A 13,682-nucleotide genomic window follows, 5' to 3' on the forward strand; every position below is an offset into this window, starting at 1 on the left:
AGGGGAGTTGTGGCTACAGCAATTCCCTAAGGTCGAAATCCGGATTGGCGACCTGATCCGGCAGTGGCGAGCGTTCCGCTTCGATCAGGCGTTTGCCGATCATGTAGCCGCGCGGATCGTTCATCGCGTCGACCGCCAGTAGCGTTTCGCCCCTGAAATACCAGTGCGAGCGGCTTTCGGGCGATTTTCCCGGGCGGATGATGACCCGGTCATAACCAGTGTTCAGCCCGGCGATCTGAAGCTTGACGTCATATTGATCGGACCAGAACCACGGTTTCGGGATGTAATCCTGCGCATGGCCCAGCATATTGGCGGCAACCGCTTCGGCCTGATCGATGGCGTTCTGGACACTTTCTAGGCGGATCCGCGCGCCGCGATACGGCAAGCGGGTGCAATCGCCCGCCGCCCAGATATGAGCATCACTGGTCCTGCCCTGCGCATCGACAAGGATTCCGCCATCGCAGGCAAGACCCGCCGCCGCCGCCAGATCGTCATTGGGCAGCACGCCGATGCCGATAATGACGAAATCCGCCACGCATTCCGGACCATCGGCGAATTCGGCGGTGATGCCATTCCCGGGGCGGAGACGCTGCAGCCGGGCATCCTCGCGGATCTCGACGCCATGCGCGCGGTGAAGATCGCGAAAGAAGTCCGAGGTTTCGGGGGCGGCGACACGTTGCAGGATCCGGGGCGCCATTTCCGCAAGGGTGACATGCAGGCCCAGTCTGGCGGCGACGGCTGCGGCCTCGAGCCCGATATAGCCGCCTCCGACGATCAGCAGCCGCTGTCCGGGCCGGAATTCGGGCGCCATCCGGTCAGTATCGGCGAGGGTGCGGACGGCATGGATGCCGGGCAGATCACCGCCCATCGCGGCAGGCAGCAATCGCGGAGAGGCTCCGGTCGTCAGGGCAAGCTTGTCATATGAGATAGTGTTGCCCGCCAGCTTGATCTGCCTTGAGCCGGGCTGGATCGCGCTGACCTGCCGCCCGTGGATCAGGGTGATCTCGTGGTCGCGATAGAAACGTTCGGGGCGAAGATAAAGCTGTTCGCGCGCCATTTCTTTCATCAGGTATTTCTTGGAAAGCGGTGGCCGCTGATAAGGCAGCACGTCTTCGCCGCAGATCAGCGTAAGCTTCCCGTCATGTCCAAGCTGCCGCAATTTGGCAGCAAGCGCCGCCCCTGCCTGTCCGCCGCCGATAATCGCGATATGGCTCATCCTGATGATCTTCCTCTGTCTTTCACCGGCCTGCGATTCGTGACGATCTGGCGGCCGGAACTACCGGCAAACCGTTCATCTTCCCGGCTTTTCAAAAAAACTTATCAATTAGTTTGACCAATTGCTATGAATTTGTTTAGCCTGCCATGCAGTGGAGGAGCACATGACGGAATTCATCACGCCGACCGGGGCCACCGGCGCCGGAGGGCTGCCGAGATGAAACGGTACTGGGCCGATTATTCCCGAGCCGAATTCGCGGCGCTGGACCGTGAAAGGATCATCGCCGTCCTGCCGATCGGCGCGATAGAGCAGCACGGCCCGCATCTGCCGATGTCCGTCGACAGTTGTACCGTCGACGGCATCACGCGCCGGCTGGCGCAGGCGCTGCCCGCCGACAGCCCGGTCCTGTTCCTTCCGGTACAGGCCGTCTGCAAGAGCGACGAGCATATCGACTTTCCCGGGACGCTGACCCTGACTGCGGACACTTTGATCCGGGTGCTGACCGAGATTGGGGCAAGCGTGGCGCGAGCAGGCGTCCGCAAGATGGTTCTGCTGAACGGTCATGGCGGCAACATCCCGGTCATGGAGACCGCCGCGCGGCAATTGCGGATTTCGCACGGCATGATGGCGTTTTCGGTGAACTGGTTCGGCTTTGGCATGCCCGACGGGCTGTATTCGCCGACCGAGCGCAGCCACGGCATCCATGCCGGCGATATGGAAACCTCGGTCATGCTGGCCCTGGATCCGGCGAATGTGGATATGAGCCTTGCACGGGATTTCCGGTCGCGTGGTCAGGATCTGGCCGAGCGGTTCAGTCATGTCGGGCTGGGCCGGGCGGTGAAGCCGGGATGGAAGACGCAGGATCTGAACATTGCCGGCGCCTGCGGCGAAGCGCATCTGGCAAGCGCCGAAAAGGGCGAGGCGACGCTGACCTTTGCCGTCGAACGGCTGGTTGAGGCGATGGCCGAGATTGACGCTATCCCGCTCGACTGGCTTGACCGCGTACCGGAGGAATGAAGATGCTTGACCGCCCCGAGGCTTCGAGCCTGATAGAGATGCGCGATGTCGGCAAGCGGTTCGCGAATGGAACCGTGGCGATACGCGACATGTCCCTGACCATAAAGGACGGTGAATTCGTCAGCTTCCTTGGCCCCTCGGGCTGCGGCAAAAGCACCGCGCTGAAAATGATCTCGGGGCTGCTGTCGGTTTCGGGCGGGCAGCTTGCGGTGAACGGTCATCCCCCCGGCCAAGGCCGCGACAGCGCCGATATCGGCTTTGTATTCCAGGACGCCACGCTGATGCCCTGGGCCACGGTTTTCGACAATGTATACCTGCCGCTGAAGCTGAGCGGGCGAAGCCGGGCCGAGGCCCGTTCCCGCGTCGAAGAGGCGCTTGCAATGGTCGGTCTGGCGAATTTCGCGAAAGCCTATCCGCGCGAATTGTCGGGCGGGATGAAGATGCGCGTATCGATCGCGCGCGCGATGGTCACCCGGCCCAAGCTTTTGCTGATGGATGAACCTTTCGCGGCGCTGGACGAGATGACCCGCGCCAAGCTGAATGACGAGGTGCTGTCGTTATGGCGATCGCATGGGCTGACAGTGATCTTCGTGACCCATTCGGTATTCGAATCGGTCTATCTGTCCAGCCGCGTCGTGGTCATGGCGGCGCGCCCGGGCCGGGTCGTGCATGATATCCCGTTGCCAGGCGGCTATCCGCGCGATGCCTCTTATCGGATGACGCCCGAATATACCGAGAATTGCCGGCTGGTCAGCAACGCATTGGAAGGGACCATGGATCATGTCGAGCTCAACCATTGACGCCGGAAACAATGCGATGCCCGATCCGCAGCAGACCGATCCCCGTATCCTGCGCGAACGGAAAGAGCGTCGCCTGCGGATCATCATGCCGATTTCGACGATTCTTCTGGCATTGGGGCTTTGGGAATTTCTGGTGTGGTACAATGAGGTGCCGCACTACCTGATCCCGGCGCCCAGCCTGATCGCGAAGACGTTGGTCCAGGACTGGGCGAGCCTGATGCAAAGCGCTGCCTTCACCGTCAAACTGACCCTGATGTCGCTTGCGCTTGCGATCATCGGCGGCGTGGCGCTGGGAATGCTGTTCGCCCTGTCGCGCCCGCTTGAGATGAGCCTGTTTCCCTTTGCCGTCATCATGCAGGTGACACCGGTCATCGCGATTGCGCCGCTGATCCTGATCTATGTCAGCAATACCTTTGTGGCGTTGCTGATCTGCGCATGGATCGTGGCGTTCTTTCCGATCCTGTCGAATACGGCTATCGGGCTGCGCAGCGCGGATCACAATCTGCGCGATCTGTTCCGGCTGTATCAGGCGACGCCGTGGCAGCGGCTGCGCCATCTGCTGATCCCCTCGGCGCTGCCCTATTTCATGGCGGCATTGAAGATCGCGGGCGGGCTTGCACTGATCGGCGCGGTGGTGGCGGAATTCGTCGCAGGGACCGCAGGGCAGAATACCGGGCTTGCCTCGCGCATTCTGGAATCCAGCTTCCGAAACGAGATCCCGCGCATGTTCGCCGCCCTGTTTCTGGTGTCGCTTCTGGGGGTCGTCATCTTCCTGATCACCTCGTGGTTGTCGCGGGCCGTGCTGGGGCACTGGCACGAAAGCGAAATCAAGCGCGAGGGCTGATGCGGATGCGTGACATGGATGATCGCGGCGAGCTGACAGGCATCGCTCTGGCCGGGCGGGCCGGGCACTGGGACCTTCGGCATGAAGGCGGGCGGATCACCGCGCTACATCCCTCGCAAAAGGGTGGCGGCGGCTTTGTCATGCCTTTGCTGGCGGATATCCATACGCATCTGGACAAGACGTTCACCGCCGCGCGGATGCCGCACCGGGCCGGGTCGCTGTTTGACGCCATCGAGATGATGGCCCGGGATGCCGAAGGCTGGACCGAGGATGACCTGCGATCCCGTGCGGGCCGCGCATTGGAACGGGCCTTTCATCACGGTACTGCCCTGATGCGCAGCCATGTGGATTGGAACGACGCGCAGGCGCCTTTGGCATGGCAGGTCCTGTGCGGGCTGGCCGAGGACTGGCGCGGCCGGATCGGGTTGCAACTGGCTTCGCTGACGCCGCTGGATCGTCTGGTCGAGATCGGTTCCGCCGTGGCCGCGCAGATTCGCGACAGCGGTGGTGTTCTGGGCGCTTTCGTGTATCGAAATGCCGATCTGCCGGCAAAAATCGCGACGGTGTTCGATCTGGCGGAAAGATACGGGCTGGATCTGGATTTTCACGTCGATGAAGGGCTGGACCCCGATGCCCGCGGTATCGATGCGATCATCGGGGAAACCACGCGGCGTGGCATGGCGGGGCGCGTGCTGTGCGGGCATGGCTGCGCGCTGTCGATCCGTGATGCCCGGGAGGTCGCGGGCATTCTGGACAGGGCGTCCGAGGCCGGGATCGGCCTGACCGTGCTGCCGGGGGCAAACAGTTACCTTCAGGATGCCGCGCCGGGCCGTACGCCCCGCCTGCGCGGGCTGGCGCCTTTGCGCGAGGCGCAGGAGGCGGGCGTGCCGGTGATGATCGGCTCGGATAATGTGCGGGACGGTTTTTTCCCTTATGGCGATTACGATCTTGGCGACATGTTCCGCCTTGCCGTTCTGGCCGGGCATCTGCCGCCCGATGAATGGCTGGATTCCATCAGCGAGAGACCGGCGAACTGGATGGGCCACAGCCTGCGCCTGACCGAAGGCGGGCCGGCCAGTTTTATTCGCATCGCGGCCGAGGATGCGGGCGATGCAATCAGCCGTCCCCGCGCCATACGGGCGATCTGGCGCGATGGCAGGATGCTGCCGGAATTGCAAGGAGAACAAGAATGACCAGAGACCGGGATCTGGAGGCGTTCAAGTCGTCGCTGGGTGGCATCCGCTTTCATGACGACAAGAAATATCTGGCCGCGCGGTCGCATGATTATTTCTGGTACAGCCCGATACTGAACGAACAGCTGAAGGATCTGACCGGTGATCTGGTCGTTCTGCCGCAAAACCTAGATGAGGTGATACAGGTGGCGGCGCTGGTGGCCCGTCACAGATTACCCCTGACCCTGCGCGGCGGCGGCACCGGCAATTACGGGCAATGCGTGCCTTTGGAAGGCGGGGTCATCATGGACCTGACCCGTCTCGACAGGGTGATCGAGATCACCGATGGCCATGTCAGGGTCGAGGCAGGGGCGCGGATTTCGCGGCTGGACGATGCCGCGCGCGAGACCGGGCAGGAATTGCTGATGTATCCCTCGACCCGCCAGATGGCCACGATCGGCGGGTTCATCGCCGGGGGTTCGGGCGGGATTGGATCGCTGCGTCACGGCATGCTGCGCGATCCGGGCAATGTGACCTATGCCAAAGTCGTCACGGTCGAGCCCGAGCCGCAGGTGATAGAGCTTCACGGCGACGATACGCAGAAAATCCAGCACGCCTATGGCACCAATGGCATCGTGGTGGAACTGGGGCTTGCACTGACCCGCGCCACCGACTGGATCCATACCGCGGTTCTGTTCGATGGCTATGACACGGCGCTGCGATTTGCGGCGCAGGCGCAGTCTGGCGGGATGGATTGCTATCTGCTGACCGCGGTCGAGCGTCGTTTCGCGCCGTTCTACCGCAAGTTCGGGGATCTTTTCCCAGCAGATCGCGATGCGATCTTCGCGATGGTGGCCCCGGATGAAATGGGACGCTTTACCGAAAAGGCCGAGGCTTGCGGCGGCCGCGTATCCTTTGCGATGACCAAGCCGGAAATCCGCGAGGCCGGGCTGCAACCGGCCTATGAATGCGGCTGGAACCACACCACGCTTCAGGCGCTCAAGGTTGACAGGGGCTGGACCTATCTTCAGGTCGCCTATCCGCGCCCCTTCGATCCCGATCTGGTCACGCGCCAGATGGAGCGTTATGGCGACGAGGTTTTCTGGCACCATGAGATGGCGCGGATGGAGGGCGAGATCCAGATTTTCGCCCTGCCGCTGGTGCGCTGGCACAGCAAAGAGGCGATCTATCGCCTGATCGACGAGCTGGAACGGCTGGATGGCTGCACGATCTTCGATCCGCATGTGGTGACCATCGAGGATGGCGGCATGAAGCAAATCGACGACGCGCAGATCCGGTTCAAGAAACTGGCCGATCCGTATGGCCTGATGAATCCCGGAAAGACGCGGGGCTGGCATGCCGATATGGCGCGCGACGATCAAGATCATCAACAGGGAGAAACGGCGTGAACAGGATGATTGCAGTCATCGGCGCATTTGGCGGTCTGCTGGCCGCTGGCGCCGCATGGGCGAATGACAAGGTGGTGCTGGGCACGAACTGGCTGGCGCAGGGAGGGCATGGCGGCTTCTATCAGGCCGTTGCCGACGGAACCTACGAGAAATTCGGGCTGGATGTCGAAATTCAGCCCGGCGGGCCGCAGGTGAACAACCGGCCGATGCTGGCTGCGGGGCGGCTGGATTTCCTGATAGCCGGCAATCTGTTGCTGTCCTTCGACAATGTTCGCAACGGCATTCCGACCAAGGTCGTCGCGGCCATCTATCAAAAGGATCCGCAGGCGCTTATGGCCCATAAGGGCAAGTATGAGGATTTTGCGGCGCTGGCGCAGGCTCCGGCGGTTCTGATGGGCAAGGATGGGCAATTCAGCTTCTGGCAATGGATGGTCGCATCCAAGGGCTTCCGGGATGAACAGCTCAGGCCATATGGCTACAACCTGGCGCAGTTTCTGGGTGACGAGACAATGGTTCAGCAAGCCTATGGCACCGCCGAGCCGCTTTACGCCAAGGCCGAGGGTGCCGAGGTGGACACTTTCCTGCTGGCCGATCAGGGATGGAGTACCTACGGCGCCACGATCGAGACCCGACAGGATCTGATCGACGAGAATCCGGATCTGGTGCAGCGCTTCGTTGATGCCTCGATCGAGGGCTGGTACAATTATCTCTATGGCGACCGGAGCGCGGCCTATGACGCCATCATCGCGGCCAATCCCGAAATGACGGTCGAGAAGCTGGACGCCGAGATGGCTCAGTTCGAGGCGCTGGACATCATCGATTCCGGCGATGCTGAGAAGAAAGGTATCGGCGCGCTGGACGAGGCGCGGATCGAGGCGTTCCACGATCTGGCCGTCGAGGCCGGGATCATCGAGGCCGGCAGCGTCGATCTGTCGATGGTTGCCGATAGCGCTTTCGTCAACCGGGGGACCGGGCTTGAGATCAGGGAAAAGCTGCGGGGCGAGTGACCTGTGGACCCATGGTGCCCGGCATCGGGACGCTGCCTCCATCCGGCCCGGCCGGGCCGGATTTCCCCGGGATATTTGCATGAAGAATAGGGGCATGCTGGTTTTGGCTGGACGCGATTGTGTCGCATTGTCGGGAAAGATGGGCGGTTGTGCCGCAGGTAAAGCATGATTGGGAGCGGGTTATGACCACCGCGCAGAAAAAACGCCGGGAAATGCATATCGCCATCCGCGATGCCGCGATTCGCGAATTCGCGCGGAACGGCCTTGCCGGCACATCGACGCAGGCCATCGCGCAAAGCGCGGGGATCAGCAAGGCGCAGCTGCATTACTACATTTCCTCGAAGGAAGAGCTGTATCAGCAGGTGCTTGGCCATATCGTCAGGCAATGGCGCGAGATTTTCTTTCTGTCGCCGGCACGTGACGATCCGGCGACTGCGATTGCCACCTATATCGAGCGCAAGCTGCGGCATGCGCTGGAATATCCTGATGTTTCCCGCCTTTTCGCCAATGAGATCGCGCGCGGCGCGCCCGAGATGGCCGGGCATTGGGATGAATTGAAAGCCTCGGTCAACGAGGCGAGCGGGGTGATCCGGGGCTGGATAGAGGCCGGGATGCTGGCGCCGGTCGATCCGCTGCTTTTCCAGATCAACATGTGGGCGGTGACCCAGCATTACGCGGAATATGAAGCGCAGGCGCGTGTGTTGATGGACGTCCCGGACGGCGCGCCGCTGGATGCCGACCGGATCATTGCCGAAGCGACGGAATTGTTCCTTTTGCGTTGCGGCTTGCAAGAGCGGGGGCCGCGGCCATGAAATCTCTGGTTCCCGACAGTATGGCCTCGCCTTTCGGCGATTATTCGCATGGTGTCGCGGCAGGGGGAATGATCGTGACCTCGGGGCAGCTTGGGCTTGCCGCCGATGGAACGGTGCCGGATGGCGTGACCGCGCAGGCGGAACTGTGTTTCGCGAATATCCATGCCATTCTGGCCGAGGCCGGTGCCGATCTCTCGCATGTGCTGCGCTTTACGGCATTCGTGACGCGACGCGACGATATGGCCCCCTATATGGCGGTGCGCGATCGCTGGGTGCGGGGATTGAAGGTCAAACCGGCCTCTACGCTGCTGATCGTCAGCGGCTTCACGCGGCCCGAATTTCTGGTCGAAGTCGAGGCGATGGCCCTTGTCCCGTCCAGATCGAACTGAGGAACCGCAACATGGTCGAAATCACCTTTGTCGAACCCGATGGGAGCAAGCGCGTCGTGGATGCCGTTGCCGGCCTGTCACTGATGGAAGCCGCCCGGAATGAAGGGGTGCGCGGGATCGAGGCCGAATGCGGCGGTGCCTGCTCCTGCTCGACCTGCCATGTCTATATCGCCGCCGGTTGGATGGACCGGCTGCCCGAGATGTCGGCCCTCGAGGAAGACATGCTGGATTTTGCGTATGAGCCCGATCCGAATGCATCGCGGCTTGCCTGCCAGATCACCGTGACAGGCGATTTGCACGGTTTGCAGGTAAACATGCCTCAGCGGCAGGTCTGAGAGGGGTTTTCGCCATGGTGCGGGCGGAGCCACCGGGATGGTCTGTCCGCCTGACCGGAACTGCCCTTTGATGGGCTTTGATCGCTAGGCTTCGATCACCTGCAACTCTCCTCCTCCGGCCTGCCATGCTTTGGCGAAACCGGGATCGGACAAGCGGTCGGTATAGATGGCGCGATCAGGGGCAGGGCCAGCGACGCGGTCGAGCTCATTCCGGCCAAGCTTGCTGTGGTCGATCAGGAAGACCGACCGCGCCGCCTGTGCCATCATGGCGCGTTTGACATCGGCGAAACCGGGGATGGCCTCGCTGATGCCCTGATCGCTTGCCGCCGAGGCCCCGAGAAAGCAGCAATCGGCATTGTGCCGGGCGATATATGCCGATGTGTCCGGGCCGATCACCGCCGCTTCCGGGGCAAGCAGATCGCCGGGGCATAGCCGCAGATAGATCTTCGGCGCGGGGCCAAGGATCATCGCGACCGGCAGGCTGTTGGTCACGACTTTAAGGTTCAGATCCGCGACGGCCAGACAGCGGGCAAGCGCGATGGTGGAGGCCCCCGCGTCGATCATCAGCGATGCGCCATCGGCGATCTGTCTGACGGCAAAGCGGGCGATGCGTTCGCGTTCCTCGACCCGCGATGTCTGACGCTCGTCGAGGCTGGGCTGGTTTTCCGGTATCCGCGCCGAAGCGCCGCCATGCGCGCGGTCGAGTTCCCGCGCCTCGTTCATCTCCTGCAGATCGCGGCGGATGGTCTCGGTCGAGACGCCGAATTGCTCGGCCAGTTCACTCACGCGCACATGCGGCTTCCAGCGCAGTTCCATCAGGATTTGTGTCCTGCGGTCCGATTTGCGTATGCGTTCGGGCACCGAGTTCATCTGCCAGGTCCCTTTGCTGGTGATTCATGCCTGTTTCGCAGATTTATGTGACAATTTTGTTGCAATAGCCACAGGTTTATGTTGGAAATCCCAATAAGGGGCTGTGTAATTCTGGATGTGCCAGCCCGAGGAGGAGGTTTCATCATGTTCAGTCCCGACAAATATCTTGGTGCCGCGGTTTCCGTTGCGCTGGCCTTCGGCTCTGCCGCGCATGCGCAGGATTGCCCCGATCACGGGGATCTCGACCCGATCTATTGCGATTCCGATGGCGATCTGGTGGCGGATGCCCCGACCGATGAAAGCGAACTGGTCGATCCCGATACGCTGGTCTTTGCCTATACGCCGGTCGAGGATCCGGCGGTTTATGAGGATATCTGGGATCCTTTCATCGAACATCTTTCCGAAGTGACCGGCAAGAAGGTGCAGTTCTTTGCCGTGCAGTCCAACTCGGCCGAGGTCGAGGCGATGCGCTCGGGCCGCCTGCATATCGCCGGTTTTTCCACTGGCCCGACGCCCTTTGCCGTCAATCTTGCCGGTGCGGTGCCATTCGCATTGATGGGTTCGGATGACGGCCGTTTCGGCTATACCCTCCAGGTCTTTACGCAGGCCGACAGCGATATCCAGGAAATGTCGGATCTGGCGGGAAAACGCGTCGCCCATACCTCGCCGACCTCGAATTCCGGCAATCAGGCGCCCCGGGCACTGTTCCCGGCATTAGGCGTCGTCCCGGACGAGGATTACGAGGTGATCTATTCGGGTTCGCATGACCAGTCCATGCTGGGCGTGGTCGCGGGCGATTACGATGCGGCGCCCGTCGCGTCCGAGGTCGTCGATCGGATGGCCGAGCGCGGGCTTTACGATCCCGCAGATGTCCGTGTTATATGGGAAAGCGAACCCTTCCCGACGACCTCTTATACCTATGCCCATAACCTTGCGCCCGATTTGAAGGAGAAGATCGAAGAGGCATTCTTCAGCTTCGACTTCGCCGGCACCGCCCTGGGTGAGGAATTCGAGGGGGTCAGCAAGTTCATTCCCATCACATATAACGACCAATGGGCGGTGATCCGCGAGATTCAGCAGGCCAACGGCGTTTCCTACACGCCCGAAGACCTTGCCGCCGAATAAACCTGTCGTTCCGACCTTTTCCCTGCCCGGCTGCCGGCCGGGCCATTCCAGAGGGCTGCCATGCTCAAGATCACCGATCTGGTCAAACGTTATGCAGGCGGTGACCCGGTTCTCAAGAATCTCGATCTGACGGTGGAGGGCGAAAGCGTCGTGTCCATCATCGGGTCCTCCGGCGCCGGTAAAAGCACGCTTCTGCGCTGTATCAACAAACTGGTCGAGCCAAGCTCGGGCAGTATCGTGCTGAACGGCATGGAACTGACCACCCTCAGGGGGCGTAAGCTGCGCGAGGCCCGCCGCAAGATCGGCATGGTGTTTCAGGGCTTCAACCTTGTCGACCGCCTGACGGTGATGGAGAATGTGCAATCCGGGCGGCTTGGCTATATCTCGACCTGGTCGGCGATCAGCCGCAGATATCCGAAACAGGATATCCGCCGCGCCTATGAACTGATGGAGCGGGTCGGCATTGCCCATTACGCCGACAAGCGCGCCGACGAGCTTTCCGGTGGCGAGCGTCAGCGGGTCGGCGTGGTGCGGGCATTGATGCAGGAGCCCGAGATTCTGCTGGCGGATGAACCGACCGCGTCTCTTGATCCGAAGACCTCGGAACAGATCATGCAATTGCTGCGCGATCTGGCGCGTGAATTGTCGCTGCCGGTGCTGATCAATATCCACAACGTGGCCGAGGCGCGGCAATATACCGACCGCATCGTCGGCATGCGCTATGGCCGGATTATCTTCGACGGTCCGCCGGCGGAACTGGACGAAGCGGCGATGGATCGGATCTATTCGGGCAGTCCCGCGGCGGATCGCGCCGCCGCCATGCAAACGCCGGAGCCCGCGTCATGAGCGCCGCAAGGGATAGCTGGCGCAAACCGCCGATGATTGCCAACCCGGTCCTGCGCTGGATCACGATCCTGGGGATCTTCGCCTATATCGTCTGGTCCGTCGCGACGCTGCCCATCGACTGGCAGAGGGTTGCCGAGGGGCTGGTGCGGGCGCAGCGGATATTCAGCGGCGCCATCCCGCCCAGCTTCGAGCGCAGCGGGCTGCTGATCGACGGGTTTCTTGAAAGCCTGAAGATCGCGATTCTGGCGACATTCGGCGGCGTGCTGCTGTCGATCCCGATCGCCTTCATGGCGGCGGGAAATATCGCCCCACGCCCGATCTTCTATCTTGGCCGCGCGATCATCATCCTTGCCCGCAGCTTTCATCCGGTCATCGTCGCCATCATTTTCGTCAAGGCCGTGGGTTTCGGCCCGCTGGCCGGTGTTCTGACATTGATCATCTATTCCATCGGTTTCGTCGCGAAGATGTTGGCAGAGCGGATCGAAGAGATCGATTTCGGTCAGGTAGAGGCGATGCGCGCCGCCGGAGCGTCGTTTCTGCCGACCCTGTTCTACGCCATCTTTCCGCAGATCCTGCCGCGCCAGATCGGGCTGACGATCTACCAGCTTGACAGTAACCTGCGCGCCTCGGCCGTTGTCGGCATCGTGGGGGCAGGGGGGATCGGCGCCACTCTGGCCAATGCCTTCGGGCGCTATGATTACGATTTCGCGCTGGCCATCACCATGGTCATCATCGGCGTGATCCTTATCAGCGAGGCCGTCAGCGGCCAGATCAGGAAACGGATATGAGTTTGCCGGATATGGACCGCGACGACTGGAGTCGCTTTACCCTGCGTCAGCGGCTGACGCGCTATGGCAGCCTGATCGTCACATTGCTGGTCATCGCCTGGTCGGTGAGCAGTATCGATGTGATCTGGGCCTGGGTATGGGATGCGCCCAGCCAGATGGGAGATCTGCTGGCCCGGATGTTTCCCCCCGATCCGCGCAATCTGCCGAATATCCTTCAGGTTTTGTGGGAAACCGTCAATATTGCCACCATCGCGACGTTTTTCGCGGTGCTGATCTCGCTTCCCGTCGCTTATCTGGCGGCGCAGAATACCACGCCCAACCGCGCCACGCTTTGGCTGGGCCGGTTCATTCTGGTGTCTTCGCGCTCGATCAACACGATCATCTGGGCGCTGCTGTTCGTTGCCATTTTCGGCCCCGGCGTGGTGGCGGGGATCGTGGCAATCATGTTCCGTTCGGTCGGCTTCATCGGCAAGCTGCTGGGCGAGGCAATCGAGGAGATCGACCGCCGCCCGGTCGAAGCGCTTGAGGCGACGGGGGCGTCGCGTCTCAAGGTGATCGTCTATGCCATCGTGCCACAGGTCATGCCGACTTTCTGGGCGGTCAGTATCCTGCGCTGGGACATCAATCTGCGCGAATCCACTGTGCTGGGGCTGGTAGGGGCGGGCGGTATCGGGATCATCCTGCAAGGCGCCATCGATACGTTCAACTGGCCCGAGGTGGCGATGGTCCTGCTGGCCATCCTTGCCCTCGTCATCCTGGGAGAAATCGCCTCGGCCATGATGCGCCGCCGTATCCTGTAGGCGTCATCCTGTAGGCATCCGTCCGGGATATGAAAGACGCCATGGCGGGCCGCCGGACATGTCCACCAGCGGGATTGCCCTGCCGGAAACGGTGGGAAGTGAACCTTGAGAGCCAGGCGTATTGACGTGGGAACGCCGGTGGTTTGCGTCCCGCGATGGGGGGGGGGGGGGGGGGGGGGGGGGGGGGGGGGGGGGGGGGGGGGGGGGGGGGGGGGGGGGGGGGGGGGGGGGGGGGGGGGGGGGGGGGGGGGG

Annotated in this window: 16 protein-coding genes; 13 read left to right on the top strand and 3 right to left on the bottom strand. The window is 62.1% G+C overall.

Going from position 1 to position 13,682, the window contains the following annotated elements; genetic code table 11:
- Window positions 1-13 precede the first annotated feature (13 nt).
- On the bottom strand, window positions 14-1,216 hold the full coding sequence (locus Q0601_RS17400; RefSeq protein WP_305291155.1) for an NAD(P)/FAD-dependent oxidoreductase: 1,203 nt from the start codon (window positions 1,214-1,216) through the stop codon (window positions 14-16).
- Window positions 1,217-1,432: 216 nt separating this feature from the next.
- Here Q0601_RS17400 and Q0601_RS17405 point away from each other — a divergent pair, with 216 nt between their 5' ends.
- The 9 genes from Q0601_RS17405 to Q0601_RS17445 all read left to right on the top strand — a co-directional run bounded on the left by Q0601_RS17405 (window position 1,433) and on the right by Q0601_RS17445 (window position 9,001).
- The gene (locus Q0601_RS17405; protein ID WP_305291156.1) at window positions 1,433-2,233 is read left to right on the top strand and encodes a creatininase family protein; all 801 of its coding nucleotides are present in this window, start codon (window positions 1,433-1,435) and stop codon (window positions 2,231-2,233) included.
- 2 nt (window positions 2,234-2,235) lie between these two features.
- Window positions 2,236-3,033: an ABC transporter ATP-binding protein gene (locus tag Q0601_RS17410; protein WP_305291157.1), complete on the top strand. Its 798-nt coding sequence runs from the start codon at window positions 2,236-2,238 to the stop codon at window positions 3,031-3,033.
- Between the two features lie 16 nt (window positions 3,034-3,049).
- Window positions 3,050-3,877, top strand: a complete 828-nt coding sequence (locus Q0601_RS17415) for an ABC transporter permease (RefSeq protein WP_305291158.1) — start codon at window positions 3,050-3,052, stop codon at window positions 3,875-3,877.
- Between the two features lie 14 nt (window positions 3,878-3,891).
- Complete coding sequence (locus tag Q0601_RS17420) at window positions 3,892-5,070, top strand: amidohydrolase family protein (RefSeq protein WP_305291159.1); 1,179 nt, start codon at window positions 3,892-3,894, stop codon at window positions 5,068-5,070.
- Window positions 5,067-6,458, top strand: coding sequence for an FAD-binding oxidoreductase (locus Q0601_RS17425; RefSeq protein WP_305291160.1), 1,392 nt, complete (start codon window positions 5,067-5,069; stop codon window positions 6,456-6,458). Before Q0601_RS17420 ends, Q0601_RS17425 begins: the two co-directional genes overlap by 4 nt.
- 5 nt (window positions 6,459-6,463) lie before the next feature.
- The gene (locus Q0601_RS17430) at window positions 6,464-7,465 is read left to right on the top strand and encodes an ABC transporter substrate-binding protein (protein ID WP_305291170.1); all 1,002 of its coding nucleotides are present in this window, start codon (window positions 6,464-6,466) and stop codon (window positions 7,463-7,465) included.
- A 182-nt stretch (window positions 7,466-7,647) separates the two neighbouring features.
- Entirely contained in the window at window positions 7,648-8,277 is a 630-nt protein-coding gene (locus Q0601_RS17435) for a TetR family transcriptional regulator C-terminal domain-containing protein (protein WP_305291161.1), read from the top strand.
- Entirely contained in the window at window positions 8,274-8,666 is a 393-nt protein-coding gene (locus Q0601_RS17440; protein ID WP_305291162.1) for a RidA family protein, read from the top strand. Before Q0601_RS17435 ends, Q0601_RS17440 begins: the two co-directional genes overlap by 4 nt.
- Before the next feature lie 11 nt (window positions 8,667-8,677).
- Complete coding sequence (locus tag Q0601_RS17445) at window positions 8,678-9,001, top strand: 2Fe-2S iron-sulfur cluster-binding protein (RefSeq protein ID WP_305291163.1); 324 nt, start codon at window positions 8,678-8,680, stop codon at window positions 8,999-9,001.
- An 84-nt stretch (window positions 9,002-9,085) separates the two neighbouring features.
- Here Q0601_RS17445 and Q0601_RS17450 read toward each other — a convergent pair whose 3' ends face one another.
- Window positions 9,086-9,871 carry a DeoR/GlpR family DNA-binding transcription regulator gene (locus tag Q0601_RS17450; protein ID WP_305291164.1) on the bottom strand — a complete coding sequence of 262 codons (786 nt, stop codon included), beginning with the start codon at window positions 9,869-9,871 and terminating at the stop codon, window positions 9,086-9,088.
- Between the two features lie 144 nt (window positions 9,872-10,015).
- Here Q0601_RS17450 and phnD point away from each other — a divergent pair, with 144 nt between their 5' ends.
- The 4 genes from phnD to phnE (Q0601_RS17470) are packed head-to-tail and all read left to right on the top strand — an operon-like array spanning window position 10,016 to window position 13,430.
- On the top strand, window positions 10,016-10,996 hold the full coding sequence (gene phnD / locus Q0601_RS17455) for a phosphate/phosphite/phosphonate ABC transporter substrate-binding protein (protein ID WP_305291165.1): 981 nt from the start codon (window positions 10,016-10,018) through the stop codon (window positions 10,994-10,996).
- A gap of 60 nt (window positions 10,997-11,056) precedes the next feature.
- A complete protein-coding gene (gene phnC / locus Q0601_RS17460; protein ID WP_305291166.1) occupies window positions 11,057-11,842 on the top strand; it encodes a phosphonate ABC transporter ATP-binding protein in 786 nt (261 codons plus the stop codon).
- Window positions 11,839-12,630, top strand: coding sequence for a phosphonate ABC transporter, permease protein PhnE (phnE, locus tag Q0601_RS17465; RefSeq protein WP_305291167.1), 792 nt, complete (start codon window positions 11,839-11,841; stop codon window positions 12,628-12,630). Before phnC ends, phnE (Q0601_RS17465) begins: the two co-directional genes overlap by 4 nt.
- Window positions 12,627-13,430, top strand: coding sequence for a phosphonate ABC transporter, permease protein PhnE (gene phnE / locus Q0601_RS17470; protein WP_305291168.1), 804 nt, complete (start codon window positions 12,627-12,629; stop codon window positions 13,428-13,430). The genes phnE (Q0601_RS17465) and phnE (Q0601_RS17470) overlap by 4 nt, the downstream gene beginning before the upstream one ends.
- Before the next feature lie 3 nt (window positions 13,431-13,433).
- On the opposite strand, the gene Q0601_RS17475 is transcribed toward phnE (Q0601_RS17470), so the two are convergent.
- On the bottom strand, window positions 13,434-13,682 hold a 249-nt coding region (locus Q0601_RS17475; protein ID WP_305291169.1), incomplete at its 5' end, for a hypothetical protein.

The sequence above is a fragment of the Paracoccus wurundjeri genome (assembly GCF_030678915.1).
Taxonomy (GTDB): domain Bacteria; phylum Pseudomonadota; class Alphaproteobacteria; order Rhodobacterales; family Rhodobacteraceae; genus Paracoccus; species Paracoccus onubensis_A.

Coding starts and splice junctions, on each gene's coding strand:
- Q0601_RS17405 (WP_305291156.1), top strand. CDS start 1,433: ATGAAACGGTACTGGGCCGATTATTCCCGAGCCGAATTCGCGGCGCTG.
- Q0601_RS17415 (WP_305291158.1), top strand. CDS start 3,050: ATGCCCGATCCGCAGCAGACCGATCCCCGTATCCTGCGCGAACGGAAA.
- Q0601_RS17450 (WP_305291164.1), bottom strand. CDS start 9,871: ATGAACTCGGTGCCCGAACGCATACGCAAATCGGACCGCAGGACACAA.
- Q0601_RS17435 (WP_305291161.1), top strand. CDS start 7,648: ATGACCACCGCGCAGAAAAAACGCCGGGAAATGCATATCGCCATCCGC.
- Q0601_RS17420 (WP_305291159.1), top strand. CDS start 3,892: ATGGATGATCGCGGCGAGCTGACAGGCATCGCTCTGGCCGGGCGGGCC.
- phnE (WP_305291167.1), top strand. CDS start 11,839: ATGAGCGCCGCAAGGGATAGCTGGCGCAAACCGCCGATGATTGCCAAC.
- Q0601_RS17400 (WP_305291155.1), bottom strand. CDS start 1,216: ATGAGCCATATCGCGATTATCGGCGGCGGACAGGCAGGGGCGGCGCTT.
- Q0601_RS17440 (WP_305291162.1), top strand. CDS start 8,274: ATGAAATCTCTGGTTCCCGACAGTATGGCCTCGCCTTTCGGCGATTAT.
- Q0601_RS17430 (WP_305291170.1), top strand. CDS start 6,464: ATGATTGCAGTCATCGGCGCATTTGGCGGTCTGCTGGCCGCTGGCGCC.
- phnC (WP_305291166.1), top strand. CDS start 11,057: ATGCTCAAGATCACCGATCTGGTCAAACGTTATGCAGGCGGTGACCCG.
- phnE (WP_305291168.1), top strand. CDS start 12,627: ATGAGTTTGCCGGATATGGACCGCGACGACTGGAGTCGCTTTACCCTG.
- Q0601_RS17410 (WP_305291157.1), top strand. CDS start 2,236: ATGCTTGACCGCCCCGAGGCTTCGAGCCTGATAGAGATGCGCGATGTC.
- phnD (WP_305291165.1), top strand. CDS start 10,016: ATGTTCAGTCCCGACAAATATCTTGGTGCCGCGGTTTCCGTTGCGCTG.
- Q0601_RS17425 (WP_305291160.1), top strand. CDS start 5,067: ATGACCAGAGACCGGGATCTGGAGGCGTTCAAGTCGTCGCTGGGTGGC.
- Q0601_RS17445 (WP_305291163.1), top strand. CDS start 8,678: ATGGTCGAAATCACCTTTGTCGAACCCGATGGGAGCAAGCGCGTCGTG.